We start from the raw sequence: 13,866 nt of genomic DNA, 5'->3' as shown, positions 1-13,866 counted from the left end.
TGCGGGGGTGCGCGGGTCGGCGTAGACCTTGTGGCACGCGGCACACCACGAGCACGACGGCATCGGGGGCGAGAGCATGCGGGCACAGCACGGAACCGGCCACACGAAACGTACGGCCGTCAGAGCCTGGACGGCGCTGGCCGCGGCGGGCGCGCTGGCGCTCACCGCCTGCGGCGGCGGGGGCGGTGACGGCGGCGGCACGGGCGGGCCGTCGCAGGACGGCCGGCAGGACGCGCGCACGGTCGAGTTACCGGAGCTGCGCGGCGAGAAGCTGTCGGTCGCGGCGGTCTGGACGGGACCGGAGCAGGCGAACTTCACGAAGGTGCTGAAGGAGTTCGAGAAGCGCACGGGGGCGAGCGTCACCTTCGTCCCGGCACAGGACCCGATCGTGACCTTCCTCGGCACCAAGATCGCCGGCGGTCAGCCGCCGGACGTGGCGCTGCTGCCGCAGGTCGGGGCGCTGGCGTCGGCGGTGCGCAACAAGTGGGCGCAGCCGGTGGGTCCGGAGGCGGCGGCGCAGCTGGAGGCGAACTACTCGCCGGGCTGGCGCACGCTCGGCGCGGTCGACGGCACCCAGTACGGCGTCTACTACAAGGCGGCCAACAAGTCGCTGGTCTGGTACAACGCGAAGGCCTTCGAGGCGGCGGGCGTGAAGCCCCCGGCGACCTGGAAGGAGTTCCTCTCGGTGGCCGACACGCTGTCCGCGTCGGGCACCGCGCCGGTGTCGGTGGCGGGCGCGGACGGCTGGACGCTGACGGACTGGTTCGAGAACGTGTACCTCTCGCAGGCGGGTCCGGAGAAGTACGACCGGCTGGCGCGGCACGAGATCAAGTGGACGGACGACAGCGTCCGGCAGGCGCTGACCACCCTCGGCGAGCTGTTCGGCCGCAAGGACTTCCTGGCGGGCGGTCCGAGCGGGGCGCTGTCGACGGAGTTCGCGAAGTCGGTGACGCAGACCTTCACGGGCGGGGACCGGCCGGCGGCGGCGATGGTCTTCGAGGCGGACTTCGTGGGGGTGAACATCGCGCAGGCCGGGGCGAAGGTCGGCGAGGACGCCCTGGTCTTCCCGTTCCCGGCGGTCGGAGCGAAGGCGCCGGTGGTGTCGGGCGGTGACGTGGCGGTGGCCCTGAAGCCGGGGAAGGGCGCGCAGGCGCTGCTGACCTTCCTGGCGTCGGCGGACGCGGCCCGGATCCAGGCCCGGGAGGGCGGGTTCGTGTCGCCGAACAAGGCGGTGGACTTCGCGGTGTACCCGAACGACATCCAGCGGGGCATCGCCAAGGCGCTGATCGCGGCGGGCGACGACTTCCGCTTCGACCTGTCGGACCGGGCTCCGGCGGCCTTCGGCGGGACGCCGGGCGCCGGTATGTGGAAGGCGCTCCAGGACTTCCTGGCGAACCCGTCGGACGTGGCGGCGGTGCAGGAGAGGCTGGAGGCGGAGGCGGCCAGGGCGTACGGGAACTGACGCCGTGACGGTGAAGACGCCGGCGCGGCCCCGGGCCGCGGCCGGGGCGGGGGAACGGGCCCGCCGCAAGGACGTCTCGCGCCGGCGGCTGGTGGCCGCGGCGTTCCTGCTGCCCGCCCTGGTGCTGCTGGGCGCGCTCGTGGTGCAGCCCATCGGCTACTCCCTCTACCGCAGCCTCTTCGACCGCTCCGGCGACGCCTTCGTCGGGGCGGACAACTACCGGCGGATCCTGGACGACCCGGTGATCGTCACGGCCCTGCGCAACACGGCGGTGTGGGTGGTGCTGGCCCCGGCCGCGGCGACCGCCCTCGGGCTGGTCTTCGCGGTGCTGACGGAGCGGGTGCGCTGGGGGACGGCGTTCAAGCTGCTGGTGTTCATGCCGATGGCGATCTCGATGCTGGCGGCGGGCATCATCTTCCGGCTCGTGTACGACCACGATCCGCAGCGGGGCGTCGCCAACGCGGTGTGGGTGGGCGTCCACGACACGTTCGCGCCGTCCTCGGCCTTCCCGGGGGCCCGCCCGGGCCGGGACTCCCCGCTGGAGCCCGCCGCGGGCGGGGACCTGGTGACGCGCGGGCCGGTACGGGCGGGCGTGCCGGTGCTGCTGCCGCTGGTCGGGGTGGCGCCGGAGGCCCTGCCGGCGGGGTCCGGGGCGGCGGGGAGCGCCGGGGCGGTGCCGGGGAAGGTGACGGGGACCGTCTGGCAGGACTTCGCCCGGGGCGGCGGCGGTCGGGTGAACGTGGTCGACCCGGCGGAGCCGGCCCTGTCCGGGATGCGCGTGGAGGCGGTGAGGGACGGCCGGGTGGTGGCTTCGGCGAAGGCCGCGCCGGACGGCACGTTCACGCTGCCCGGCGAGGCGGACGGCGCGCTGCTGCGGCTGCCCGCGGCGAACTTCCGGGCGGCGTACGCGGGGGTCGAGTGGCTCGGCCCGGTGCTGGTGACCCCGGCGGTGATCGGGGCGTACGTGTGGATGTGGGCCGGGTTCGCGATGGTGCTGATCGCGGCCGGGCTGGCGGCGGTGCCGCGCGAGCTGCTGGAGGCGGCGCGGGTGGACGGGGCGGGCGAGTGGCAGGTGTTCCGCCGGATCACGGTGCCGCTGCTGGCACCGGTGCTGGTGGTGGTCCTGGTGACGCTGGTCATCAACGTGATGAAGATCTTCGACCTGGTCTTCGTGATCGCGCCGGGGGCGGTGCAGGACGACGCGAACGTGCTCGCGCTCCAGCTGTACCGCACGTCCTTCGGGACGGACGCCGATCCGGGGCTGGGCAGCGCCATCGCGGTGCTGCTGCTGGTGCTGGTGGTGCCCGTGATGCTGCTCAACATCCGCCGGCTCCGGAAGGAGGCCTCCCGATGAGCGCCCCGGACACCGGCGCGGAGGCAGCCGGCGAGAGGAGAGCCGACGCGAACAGAGCACCCGCACAAGAAGCCGGCGCGCAGAGAGCCGGTGCGGGGAGGGCCGGCGCCAAGAGAGCCGGTGCGGGGAGAACCGGTGCCAAGAGAGCCGGTACGGGGAGCCGGATCGCCGGCCGGCTCGCGGCGCGCGCCGCGTCCGGCGCCGTCCGCGTCTTCCTGCTCCTGGCCGCGCTGTTCTGGCTGCTGCCCACGCTCGGCCTGCTGGTCTCCTCCTTCCTGACCCCGGCCGATCTGGGCCGGGGCGGATGGTGGCGGGCGCTGACCGAGCCCTCCCGGCTGACGGTGTCGAACTACGCGCGGCTGCTGGCCGATGACACGATCACCGGCTCCCTGCTGAGCACGGCGGCGATCGCGGTGCCCGCCACCCTGCTCGTCCTCGTCCTGGGCGCGTTCGCCGGGTACGCCTTCGCCTGGCTGGAGTTCCCGGGCCGGGACTGGCTGTTCCTGGTCGTGGTGGGACTGCTGGTGGTCCCGGTCCAGGTGGCGCTGATCCCGGTGTCGGAACTCTTCGGCTCCATCGGCCTGTTCGAGACGACGGCGGGGGTGGTGCTGTTCCACACCGCGTTCGGGCTGCCCTTCGCGGTGTTCCTGCTGCGGAACTTCTTCGCGGAGATCCCGGCCGAGCTGCTGGAGGCGGCCCGGCTCGACGGCGCCGGTGAACTGCGCCTGTTCGCGCGGGTGGTGCTGCCGCTGGGCGGTCCGGCGATCGCCTCGCTCGGCATCTTCCAGTTCCTGTGGGTGTGGAACGACATGCTGGTGGCGCTGGTCTTCGCCGACTCGGCGCACCCTCCCGTCACGGTGGCGCTCCAGCAGCAGGTGCGGCAGTTCGGGAACAACATCGACGTCCTGGCGCCCGGCGCCTTCCTGTCGATGGTGGTGCCGCTGCTGGTCTTCTTCGCCTTCCAGCGGCAGTTCGTGACGGGGGTGATGGCCGGAGCCGTCAAGTAACCCACGGCCGGCCGGGGCACCCGCTCCGACATGGGGCGTTGACGCCGCGTGACCCGAATGCCGTACGGCGCGTAACCCGATCGCCGGGCGCGGGGTTCCTGGGCCATATGCCCGCGCCGACCCCTGGATGTGCCGTGCCCCGGTTCAGCGTCATCGTGCCCGCGTACAAGGTTCAGGCGTACCTCCAGGAGGGTCTGGACTCGGTCCTGTCCCAGTCGTACCCGGATCTGGAACTGATCGCGGTCGACGACGCCTCCCCGGACGCGTGCGGCTCGATCATCGACGCGTACGCGGCCCGCGATCCCCGGGTCACCGCGGTTCACCTGGCGCACAACGTGGGCCCGGGCCCGGCCCGTAACGCGGGCCTGGCCCGGGCGGGCGGCGACTACCTCGTCTTCCTCGACGGCGACGACACCCTCGCTCCGGGCGCCCTCCAGGCCATCACCGACCGGCTCAAGGCCACCGGCTCCCCCGACGTCCTGGTGTACGGCCACGCGCGCGCCTGCTGGACGGGCGAGACCGTCCGCGACCGCCTCGGGCACCGGCTGTCCGAGGAGGGCCCCGCCAGCTTCCGGCCGGCCGACCGCCCGGCCCTGCTGGGCATGCCGACGGTGGTGTGGAACAAGGCGTACCGCCGTGAGTACGTGGAGCGCGAGGGCCTCGCGTTCCCGACTGGCTTCTACGAGGACATCCCCTGGGCGTACCCGGCGCTGCTGTCCGCCGAGTCCGTGGCCGTCCTCGACCGGGTCTGCGTCCACTACCGCCGGCGGCGCACCGGCTCGATCCTGACCACCACCAGCCGGCATCACCTCGATGTCTTCGACCAGTACGAGCGGGTCTTCGGCCACCTCGCCGCCCGCCCCGAGCTGGAGCGCTGGCGCCCGGCGGTGCACCGGCGGATGGCCGAGCACTTCTGCGCCGTGTACGCGGACCCGCGCCGCCTCCCGCGTGCCGCCCGCGCCGAGTTCTTCGCCCGCGCCTCGGCCCTGCTGCGCCGCCACCGGGTCCCGGGCGCCTCCGGGGCACTGCCGCTGTCCCCGACCCGCACGGACCGGCTCCGGCACGCCCTGATGCGGCTGGGGCTGCGGCGCTCGTACCGGCTGGGCTCCGTCCTGCGCGCGGCCGCCCTGTCGGCGGGCCGCACGGGCCCGGCGCTTGGGCGGGGGCTGCGCGAGAGCGCCCTGCGCGTGCACTACCGGATCCAGCGGCTGCTCCCGCTGCGGCCCGAGCTGGCGGTGTTCTCCGCGTACTGGCACGGCGGCTACGCCTGCAACCCGGCGGCGATCGAGGCGAAGCTGCGGGAGCTGGCGCCGCACATGCGCACGGCGTGGATCTGCGACCCCCGGCACGCCCCCACCCTGCCGCCCGGGACCACCCCGCTGCGGCCCGGCTCGGCCGCGTACTGGAGCGCCCTGGCCCGGGCCGGGTACCTGACGACGAACGTCAACTTCGACCGCGGCCTGGTCAAGCGGCCGGGTCAGGTCCTGCTCCAGACGCAGCACGGCACCCCGCTCAAGCGGGTCGGCCTGGACCTCCGGGACCGTCCGGCGGCCACGCCGACCACGGACTTCGCGGGGCTGCTGCGCGGCGCGGACCAGTGGGACTACCTGCTCTCCTCCAACCGGCACTCCACGCTGGTGTGGGAGAGGGCCGTGCCCGCCTCCTACACCACCCTGGAGTACGGCTACCCCCGCAACGACGCCTTCCACCGGGCCGGCCGGGCCGAGGTCCTCGCGCTGCGCGAGCGCCTGGGCATCGCGCCGGGCACCCTCGCGATCCTGTACGCCCCGACGCACCGGGACTACCGCCGCAGCCGGCCCGAGCACCTGGACTTCGAGCGGGTGCTGCGGGACCTGGGCCCGCGTTTCACGCTGCTCGCGCGCACCCACCTGACGTACGCGGACAGCCCCGGCGGCTGGGAGCCGCACCCGCGCCTGCTGGACGTCTCGGACCACCCTTCGGTGGAGGAGCTGTGCCTGGCCTCGGACGCGCTGGTCACCGACTACTCGTCCCTGATGTTCGACTACGCGGCGCTGGACCGGCCGATCGTGATCCACGCGGACGACTGGGAGGCGTACGAGGCCGCCCGCGGCACCTACTTCGACCTGCGTTCCTGTCCCCCGGGCGCGATCGCCCGCACCGAGGACGAGCTGGTGGACATCTTCGCCACCGGTCACTGGCGGGGCTCCCGCTCGGCGCAGCTGCGCGCCGCGTTCCGGTCGCGCTTCTGCCCGTACGACGACGGCCACGCCGCCGAGCGGGTGGTGCGCCGGGTCTTCCTGGGCGAGTCCGCCGCGGTCCCGGCGGTCGTCCCGCTGGAGGAGCGCAGGCCCGCGCCGGCGGCGTCGGCGCCGGACCCGGCCCCGTTGACCGCGGGGCTGTGGCCCTGAGGCGGGGCGGGCGCAGGAGGTCAGCCGGCGCGCAGGAGGTCAGCCGGCGCGCAGGGCGTCAGCCGGCGCGCAGGCCGGCCACGACGGAGCGGGCGAGCTCGTCGAGGTAGCCGGCCGGGACGGCGTCCCGCACCACCACCTGCCGCCAGTACAGCGGCCCGATCACCAGGTCGAGGGCCCGCTGGGGGGAGGCGGACGGCGGCAGCTCGCCCCGGGCGACGGCCTCGGAGACGATGCCCTCGGCGAGCCGGCGCTGGCCGTCCAGCAGCGCGCCGCGGACCGCGTCGGCGATCTCCGGGTTCCGGGCGGCCTCCACCAGCAGGTCGGGGACGACCGCCGAGGCCACCGGGTGCCGCAGCACGTGTGACATGACCTCCAGCAGGGCGCGTACGTCCCCGTAGAGGGAGCCGGTGGCGGGCACCGGGATGCCGTCGGCGGCGACCACCCCGATCAGGTCCAGCACCAGGTGCAGCTTCGACTTCCAGCGCCGGTACACGGCGGTCTTGCCGACGCCGGCGCGCCGCGCGATGCCCTCGATCGACATCCGGGCGAAGCCCACGGCCGCCAGCTCGTCCACCACGGCCGCGCGGATCGCCTCGGTGACGTCCTCGCGCAGGACGGCGGCGCCGACGGGGGCGCGGCGGGCGGCGGGAGCGGCGGCGGGCTCGTTGGTCATGCCCAGAGCATAGCGGCGACGAAGCCACCCGTACGTCACGACGATACGGTTGCGTTCCGACGCGCCGCGCCCTACTGTCGGCGTAACGACGAAACGGACCCGTCCCGTCGTCGCCCCCGCTGGGAGGCCCCAGCCGGTGACGCCCCCGACCCCCGTCGAAAGCGATCCCGTGACCACCGTGACCCTCGCGGACCCCGCGCCGCCCTCCGCCGCCGAGCTGGCGGCAGCCCACGGCCTGACCGTCAGCGGCGCCCGGCCCTCCCTCCCCCGCTACGCCGCCCAGCTGTGGGACCGCCGCCACTTCGTGACGGCGTATGCGACCGCCCGGATGCACGCCACGTACAGCACCGCCAGACTCGGCCAGGTCTGGCACCTGATGACCCCGCTGCTCAACGCGGCCGTCTACTACTTCGTCTTCGGCATCGTGATGCGCGCCAGCCACGACGTCCCGGACTACGTGCCGTTCCTGATCACCGGCGTCTTCGTCTGGGACTTCATCGGCAGCTCCGTCAACGCCGGCACCCGCGCCGTCCACGGCAACCTCGGCCTGGTCCGCGCCCTGCACTTCCCGCGCGCCAGCCTGCCCGTCTCCTCGGTGGTCCAGCTCTTCCAGCAGCTGCTCGTCACCATGGCCGCCCTCGTCGTCCTGCTGCTGGCCTTCGGCCAGACCCCCTCCGCCTCCTGGCTGATCGCCGTCCCGGTGCTCTTCCTGATGGCCCTGTTCTGCACGGGCTGCGCGATGGTCATGGCCCGCATCGGCAGCAAGAACCCGGACGTCAGCCAGCTCATGCCGTTCGTGCTGCGCACCTGGATGTACTCCTCGGGCGTGATGTGGTCCATCGACTCCATGCTCAAGACGGACCACCTGCCCCCGTGGGTCTCCCTGGTGCTCAAGACCAACCCGGCGGCCGTCTACATCGACCTGATGCGCTTCTCCCTCATCGACAGCTTCAGCGCGGGCTCGCTCCCGCACCACGTGTGGCCGATCGCCATCGGCTGGGCGCTGCTCGCCGGCGTCGGCGGCTTCGTCTACTTCTGGAAGGCAGAGGAGGAGTACGGCCGTGGCTGACACCGACACCCGCGTTCCCACCGTCATCGCGGACGACGTCCACGTCGTCTACAAGGTGCACGGAAGCGGCCGCAAGGGCGGCGCCACCGCCGCGCTCAGCCGGATCGTCTCGCGCCGGCCGGCCCCCGGCGTCCGCGAGGTCCACGCCGTCAAGGGCGTCAGCTTCACCGCGTACAAGGGCGAGGCGATCGGACTGATCGGCTCCAACGGCTCGGGCAAGTCCACCCTCCTCAAGGCCATCGCCGGCCTCCAGCCGGTGGCCCGGGGCGCGGTCTACTCGCACGGCCAGCCGTCCCTCCTCGGAGTGAACGCCGCCCTGATGAACGACCTCACCGGCGAGCGCAACGTGGTCCTCGGCGGGCTCGCCATGGGCATGACCAGGCAGCAGGTCCGCGAGCGCTACCAGGACATCGTCGACTTCTCCGGCATCAACGAGAAGGGCGACTTCATCTCCCTGCCCATGCGCACGTACTCCTCCGGCATGGGCGCCCGGCTGCGGTTCTCCATCGCCGCCGCCAAGGACCACGACGTCCTCATGATCGACGAGGCGCTCGCCACCGGCGACGCCGCCTTCCAGCGCCGCAGCCAGGCGCGGATCGAGGAACTCCGCGCCCGCGCCGGCACGGTCTTCCTCGTCAGCCACGGCATCGGCACGGTCCGCGAGACCTGCGACCGGGCCATCTGGCTGGAATCGGGCGTGCTCCGCATGGACGGCCCCTCCCAGCAGGTCTGCGACGCGTACGAGGCCTTCACCCGCGGCTGACACCCGCGGCTGACACCCGAGGAGAACGGGCCGGGCCCGGAACCCCGCCAGGGGGTTCCGGGCCCGGCCCGTGTCCGGCCGCGCCGGCGACGACTACGCGTGCGAGCGCAGCAGCGAGCGCATCGTCCGCATCGCCACCGACAGGTTCGCCAGGTCGAAGTCGTCCGAGCCCCGGATCTCGTCCAGGGTCGTCCGGGCCCGGCCGAGGATCGCCGCGTTCTTCTCCTCCCACGCCTTGAAGCGCTCCGCGGGAGTGGAGGAACCGTCGCCCACGGCCAGCACGTCGGCCGTCAGCGCCGCGTGCGCCGCGAACAGGTCCTCGCGGATGGACGCGCGGGCCATCGACTGCCAGCGGTCGGACCGCGGCAGCTCGATGATGCGGTCCATCAGCTGCGTGATGTCCAGGCGGTCCGCGAGGTCGTAGTACACCTCGGCGACGGACAGCGGGTCCACGCCCGTCCGGTCCGCGATGGCGACGACGTCCAGCGTCGGGAAGGCGGACGAGAAGCCGGCCACCTTCGCCGCCAGCTCCTCCGGCACGCCCTCACCGGTCAGCTCGTCCATGATCGACTGGTACCACTCCAGGTCCGCGCCGCGCACCAGCTTCGGCAGCTGCGCCCAGACCTCCGACACCCGGGCCCCGAAGAGCTCGATGGTCTCGGTGATCTGGAGCGGCTGCGGCCGGTTGTTCAGCAGCCAGCGCGTACCGCGCTCCACCAGGCGCCGCGAGTGCAGCCGCACCCGGGTCTGGACGTCGGCGGCGACCTGGTTGTCCAGCGCCTCCACCGCGTCCCACACCTCGGCCAGGCCGAAGATCTCGCGGGCCGCGAGCTGCGCCCGCACGATCTCCTCCGTGGAGGCGCCGGTCTCCTCCCGCAGACGGTGCAGGAAGGTCGAACCGCCGGTGTTGACGGTGTCGTTGACGAGCAGGGTGGTGATGATCTCCCGGCGCAGCGCGTGCCCGTCGATCTGCTCGGGGAACTTCGCGCGCAGGGCGGCCGGGAAGTACGCGTGCAGCAGGCGGCGCAGGTACGGGTCGTCCGGCAGCTCGGTGTGGATGAGCTCGTCCGCCACCGTGATCTTGGTGTAGGCGAAGAGCACGGCCAGCTCCGGCTGGGTCAGGCCCTTGCCGGCGTTGAGCAGCTCCCGGATCTGCCGGTCGTTCGGCAGGAACTCCAGCTGGCGGTCCAGCAGCCCGTCCCGGCCCAGGCGGCGCATGAAGCGCTGCTGGGCGTGGAGCAGGCTCGGGGCCTGCGCGGAGCCGTTGGCCAGGGCCGTGTTCTGCGCGTAGTTGTTGCGCAGCACCAGGACGCCGACCTCGTCGGTCATCTCCGCGAGCAGCTTGTTGCGCTGCTTGACGGTCATGTCGCCGTCCGCGACGACCGCGTTCAGCAGGATCTTGATGTTCACCTCGTGGTCGGAGGTGTCCACGCCCGCGCTGTTGTCGATGGCGTCGGTGTTGACCTTGCCGCCCTCGCCGCCGGCGCCGATGCGGGCGAACTCGATGCGGCCGAGCTGGGTCAGGCCCAGGTTGCCGCCCTCGCCGATGACCTTGGCCCGCACCTCGGAGCCGTTGACGCGGATCGCGTCGTTGGCCTTGTCGCCGACGTCCGCGTGCGTCTCGGAGCTCGCCTTGACATACGTGCCGATGCCGCCGTTCCACAGCAGGTCCACGGGGGCCTGGAGGATGGCCTGCATCAGCTCGGCCGGGGTCATCTTGGTGACGCCCGCCTCGATGCCCAGGGCTTCGCGCATCTGCGCGTTCACCGGGATGGCCTTGGCGCTGCGCGGGTGGACGCCGCCGCCCGCCGACAGCAGGGCGGTGTCGTAGTCCGCCCACGAGGAGCGCGGCAGCTCGAACAGGCGCCGGCGCTCCGCGTACGAGGTGGCCGCGTCCGGGGTCGGGTCGATGAAGATGTGCCGGTGGTCGAAGGCGGCGACCAGGCGGATGTGCTCGGAGAGCAGCATGCCGTTGCCGAAGACGTCACCGGACATGTCGCCGACGCCGACGACCGTGAAGTCCTGGGTCTGGGTGTCGTGCCCCAGCTCGCGGAAGTGCCGCTTGACGGACTCCCAGGCACCGCGGGCGGTGATGCCCATGCCCTTGTGGTCGTAACCGGCCGAACCGCCCGACGCGAAGGCGTCGCCCAGCCAGAAGCCGTACGACTCCGCGACGCCGTTGGCGATGTCGGAGAAGGTCGCCGTGCCCTTGTCGGCGGCGACGACGAGGTAGGTGTCGTCCTCGTCGTGGCGGACCACGCCCTTCGGCGGTACGACCTCGCCGCCGACCATGTTGTCCGTGATGTCGAGCAGCGCCGAGATGAAGATCTTGTACGAGGCGATGCCCTCGGCGAGCCACGCGTCGCGGTCCACCGACGGGTCCGGCAGGTTCTTGGCGACGAAGCCGCCCTTGGCGCCGACCGGCACGATCACGGTGTTCTTGACCATCTGCGCCTTGACCAGGCCGAGCACCTCCGTACGGAAGTCCTCGCGCCGGTCGGACCAGCGCAGACCGCCGCGCGCGACCTTGCCGAAGCGCAGGTGGACGCCCTCGACGCGCGGGGAGTACACCCAGATCTCGAAGGCGGGGCGCGGGGCCGGCAGGTCGGGGATGGCCTGCGGGTCGAACTTCATCGACACGTACGGGTGCTGCAGGCCCTCCTCGTTCAGCTGGAAGAAGTTGGTCCGCAGGGTCGCCTTGATCAGCGTCAGGAAGGAGCGCAGGATGCGGTCCTCGTCGAGGGAGGCGACCTGGTCCAGGGCGCCGTCCAGCTCCTCGAGCATCGCGTCGATCAGCTCGGTGCCCGCGGCCTGGCGGCCGGGCGACAGCCGCGCCTCGAAGAGCGAGACCAGCAGCCGGGTGATGTGGACGTTGTTGCGGAGGGTGTCCTCCATGTAGTCCTGGCTGAAGGTGGACTTGGCCTGGCGCATGTACTTGGCGTACGCGCGCAGCACCACGGCCTGGCGCCAGGTGAGGCCGGCGCTCAGGACGAGCGTGTTGAAGTTGTCGTTCTCCGCCTCGCCGGTCCACACGGCCGCGAAGGCCTCCTGGAACCGCTCGCGCGCGTCGTCGCCGAGGTACGCGTCGCCGTTGCCCGTGGACAGCGGCATCCGCAGGCCGAAGTCGTAGATCCAGGCGCTGACCCGGTCGGCGCGGCGCAGCTCGTACGGCCGCTCGTCGGTGACCTCGACGCCCAGGCGCTGGAGGACCGGCAGGACCGCGGAGAGGGAGACCTGCTCCCCGGTGCGGTAGATCTTGAAGCGGCGCTCGCCGGGGCCCGCGCCGACGGGCTCGTAGAGGGAGAGCGCGAAGGGGCGGTCGCTGGCGGAGAGCTTCTCCAGGTGGCACAGGTCGGCCACGGCCGCACGCGGCGAGTGGTCGGCCTTGTAGCCCTCCGGGAAGGAAGTGCCGTACTTGCGCATCAGCTCGGCGGCGCGCTCCTCGCCCAGCTCGGCGGTCAGCGCCTCGCCGAAGCCGTCGGCCCAGGAGCGGGCGGCCTCGACCAGGCGGGCCTCGACGCGTTCGACGTCGGCGTCGGTCAGCAGCGGCAGCTCGGTGCCCTGCGGGACGCGGACGACGAAGTGGATGCGGGAGAGGATCGACTCGGTGTTCCAGGCGGTGAAGTCGACGCTGGTGCCGCCGAGCTCCTCCTTCAGGATGTCCATCAGGCGCAGCCGGACACCGGTGGTGAAGCGGTCGCGCGGCAGGTAGACCAGCGCCGAGTAGTAGCGGCCGTACTCGTCCTGGCGCAGGTACAGCCGCAGCCGGCGGCGCTCCTGCAGGTACAGCACGGAGGTGGCGATCTCGCGGAGCTTGTCGACCGGGGTCTGGAACAGCTCGTCGCGCGGGTAGGTCTCCAGGATCTGGAGCAGGTCGCGGCCGTCGTGGCTGGACGGCGCGAAGCCGGCGCCCTCCAGGACCTCGCTGACCTTGCGGCGGATCACGGGGACGCGGCGCACGGACTCGGTGTACGCGGCGGAGGAGAACAGGCCGAGGAAGCGGCGCTCGCCGACGACGTTGCCGTTGGCGTCGAACTTCTTCACGCCCACGTAGTCGAGGTACGAGGGGCGGTGCACGGTGGCGCGGCTGTTCGCCTTGGTCAGCACCAGCAGACGGTGCTCGCGGGCCTTGGCGCGGGCGTCGGCGGGCAGCCGGTTGAAGGACGGCGAGACGGGGTGCGCGTCCTCCTGGCCGTGGTGGTGCGGGTCGGAGCGCAGGATGCCGAGGCCGGTGCCGGGCACGGCGGACAGGGCGTCACCGTCGACGAGGTCGTACTCGCGGTAGCCGAGGAAGGTGAAGTGGTCGTCGGCCAGCCAGCGCAGCAGCTCGCGGGCCTCCTCGAGTTCGTACTCGCGCAGGTCGGGAGCGGTGGGCTCGTTCGGCAGCTCGTCGGCGATGCGCAGCGCGGCGTCGCGCATCTTCTCCCAGTCCTCGACGGCCTCGCGGACGTCGGACAGGACGCGCAGCAGATCGCCGGTGATCTGCTTGAGGTCGGCCTTGTCGGTCTCGCGGTCGATCTCGACGTGGATCCAGGACTCGACGAGGGAGTCGTGGGGGCGCGCGGTCCTGGGGCCGTGGGCGTCGCAGTCCGGGCCCAGGATCTCGATCAGCCTGCCGGTGACGTCACGGCGTACGACGACCTGCGGGTGGATCACGACGTGGATGCCGCGGCCCTGGCGGGACAGCTCGTTCGTCACGGAGTCCACGAGGAAGGGCATGTCGTCGGTGACCACTTCGACGACCGAGTGGCTGGAGGTCCAGCCGTTCTCCTCGACCGTGGGCGTGTGCACGCGGACGTTGGCGGTGCCCTGCGGCCGGTTCTCGGCGAGCCGGTAGTGGGAGAGCGCCGCGCCGAACACGTCGACCGGGTCCCGGTCGGCGAGGTCCTCGGGGGCGGTGTGCAGGTAGTAGCGCTGGAGGTAGGCGAGCGTCGCGCCCTGGCCAGGACGCTCCCCCTGCTCGGACCCAGTCGGAAGTAGCCCCCCGGCCGGGCTGTTCTCAGCTACCCGTGCCGCCCGCGCGAGCAGCTCGGCCTTTGCTTCGTCCAGCTTGGTCTGCATGTCCTCTGGCTCCCTGTCAACGCGCCATTGCGTGACGTAGGTGTGAAGGATGGAATGACAAAACACCGCCTCGAGGCGGGATGT

General features: G+C 72.6%; 8 protein-coding genes. 6 read left to right on the top strand and 2 right to left on the bottom strand.

The genetic code is table 11. The features are described 5' to 3' along the window. Positions 1-76: 76 nt before the first annotated feature. From ACZ514_RS19445 to ACZ514_RS19430, 4 genes are all read left to right on the top strand, one after another. On the top strand, positions 77-1,462 hold the full coding sequence (locus ACZ514_RS19445) for an ABC transporter substrate-binding protein (protein ID WP_468701271.1): 1,386 nt from the start codon (positions 77-79) through the stop codon (positions 1,460-1,462). A gap of 4 nt (positions 1,463-1,466) precedes the next feature. After that, positions 1,467-2,816, top strand: coding sequence for a carbohydrate ABC transporter permease (locus ACZ514_RS19440; protein WP_468171658.1), 1,350 nt, complete (start codon positions 1,467-1,469; stop codon positions 2,814-2,816). Further along, positions 2,813-3,823: a carbohydrate ABC transporter permease gene (locus tag ACZ514_RS19435; protein WP_469125233.1), complete on the top strand. Its 1,011-nt coding sequence runs from the start codon at positions 2,813-2,815 to the stop codon at positions 3,821-3,823. The genes ACZ514_RS19440 and ACZ514_RS19435 overlap by 4 nt, the downstream gene beginning before the upstream one ends. 107 nt (positions 3,824-3,930) lie before the next feature. Next, positions 3,931-6,213, top strand: coding sequence for a bifunctional glycosyltransferase/CDP-glycerol:glycerophosphate glycerophosphotransferase (locus ACZ514_RS19430; RefSeq protein ID WP_469125232.1), 2,283 nt, complete (start codon positions 3,931-3,933; stop codon positions 6,211-6,213). A gap of 58 nt (positions 6,214-6,271) precedes the next feature. Here the strand turns inward: ACZ514_RS19430 and ACZ514_RS19425 are convergent, their stop codons facing one another. Beyond that, a complete protein-coding gene (locus ACZ514_RS19425) occupies positions 6,272-6,889 on the bottom strand; it encodes a TetR/AcrR family transcriptional regulator (RefSeq protein ID WP_469125231.1) in 618 nt (205 codons plus the stop codon). Between the two features lie 169 nt (positions 6,890-7,058). On the opposite strand from ACZ514_RS19425, the gene ACZ514_RS19420 reads away from it, so the two are divergent. After that, on the top strand, positions 7,059-7,958 hold the full coding sequence (locus ACZ514_RS19420) for an ABC transporter permease (RefSeq protein ID WP_469125230.1): 900 nt from the start codon (positions 7,059-7,061) through the stop codon (positions 7,956-7,958). Then, entirely contained in the window at positions 7,951-8,721 is a 771-nt protein-coding gene (locus tag ACZ514_RS19415) for an ABC transporter ATP-binding protein (RefSeq protein WP_468171642.1), read from the top strand. The genes ACZ514_RS19420 and ACZ514_RS19415 overlap by 8 nt, the downstream gene beginning before the upstream one ends. A 93-nt stretch (positions 8,722-8,814) precedes the next feature. On the opposite strand, the gene ACZ514_RS19410 is transcribed toward ACZ514_RS19415, so the two are convergent. Further along, positions 8,815-13,782 carry an NAD-glutamate dehydrogenase gene (locus tag ACZ514_RS19410; RefSeq protein ID WP_469125229.1) on the bottom strand — a complete coding sequence of 1,656 codons (4,968 nt, stop codon included), beginning with the start codon at positions 13,780-13,782 and terminating at the stop codon, positions 8,815-8,817. Positions 13,783-13,866 lie beyond the last annotated feature (84 nt).

It is taken from the genome of Streptomyces sp. NPDC034086, from assembly GCF_055575515.1.
The sequence above is the reverse complement of the archived record's forward strand: the minus strand, read 5'-3'. Positions and strand labels throughout refer to the sequence as shown.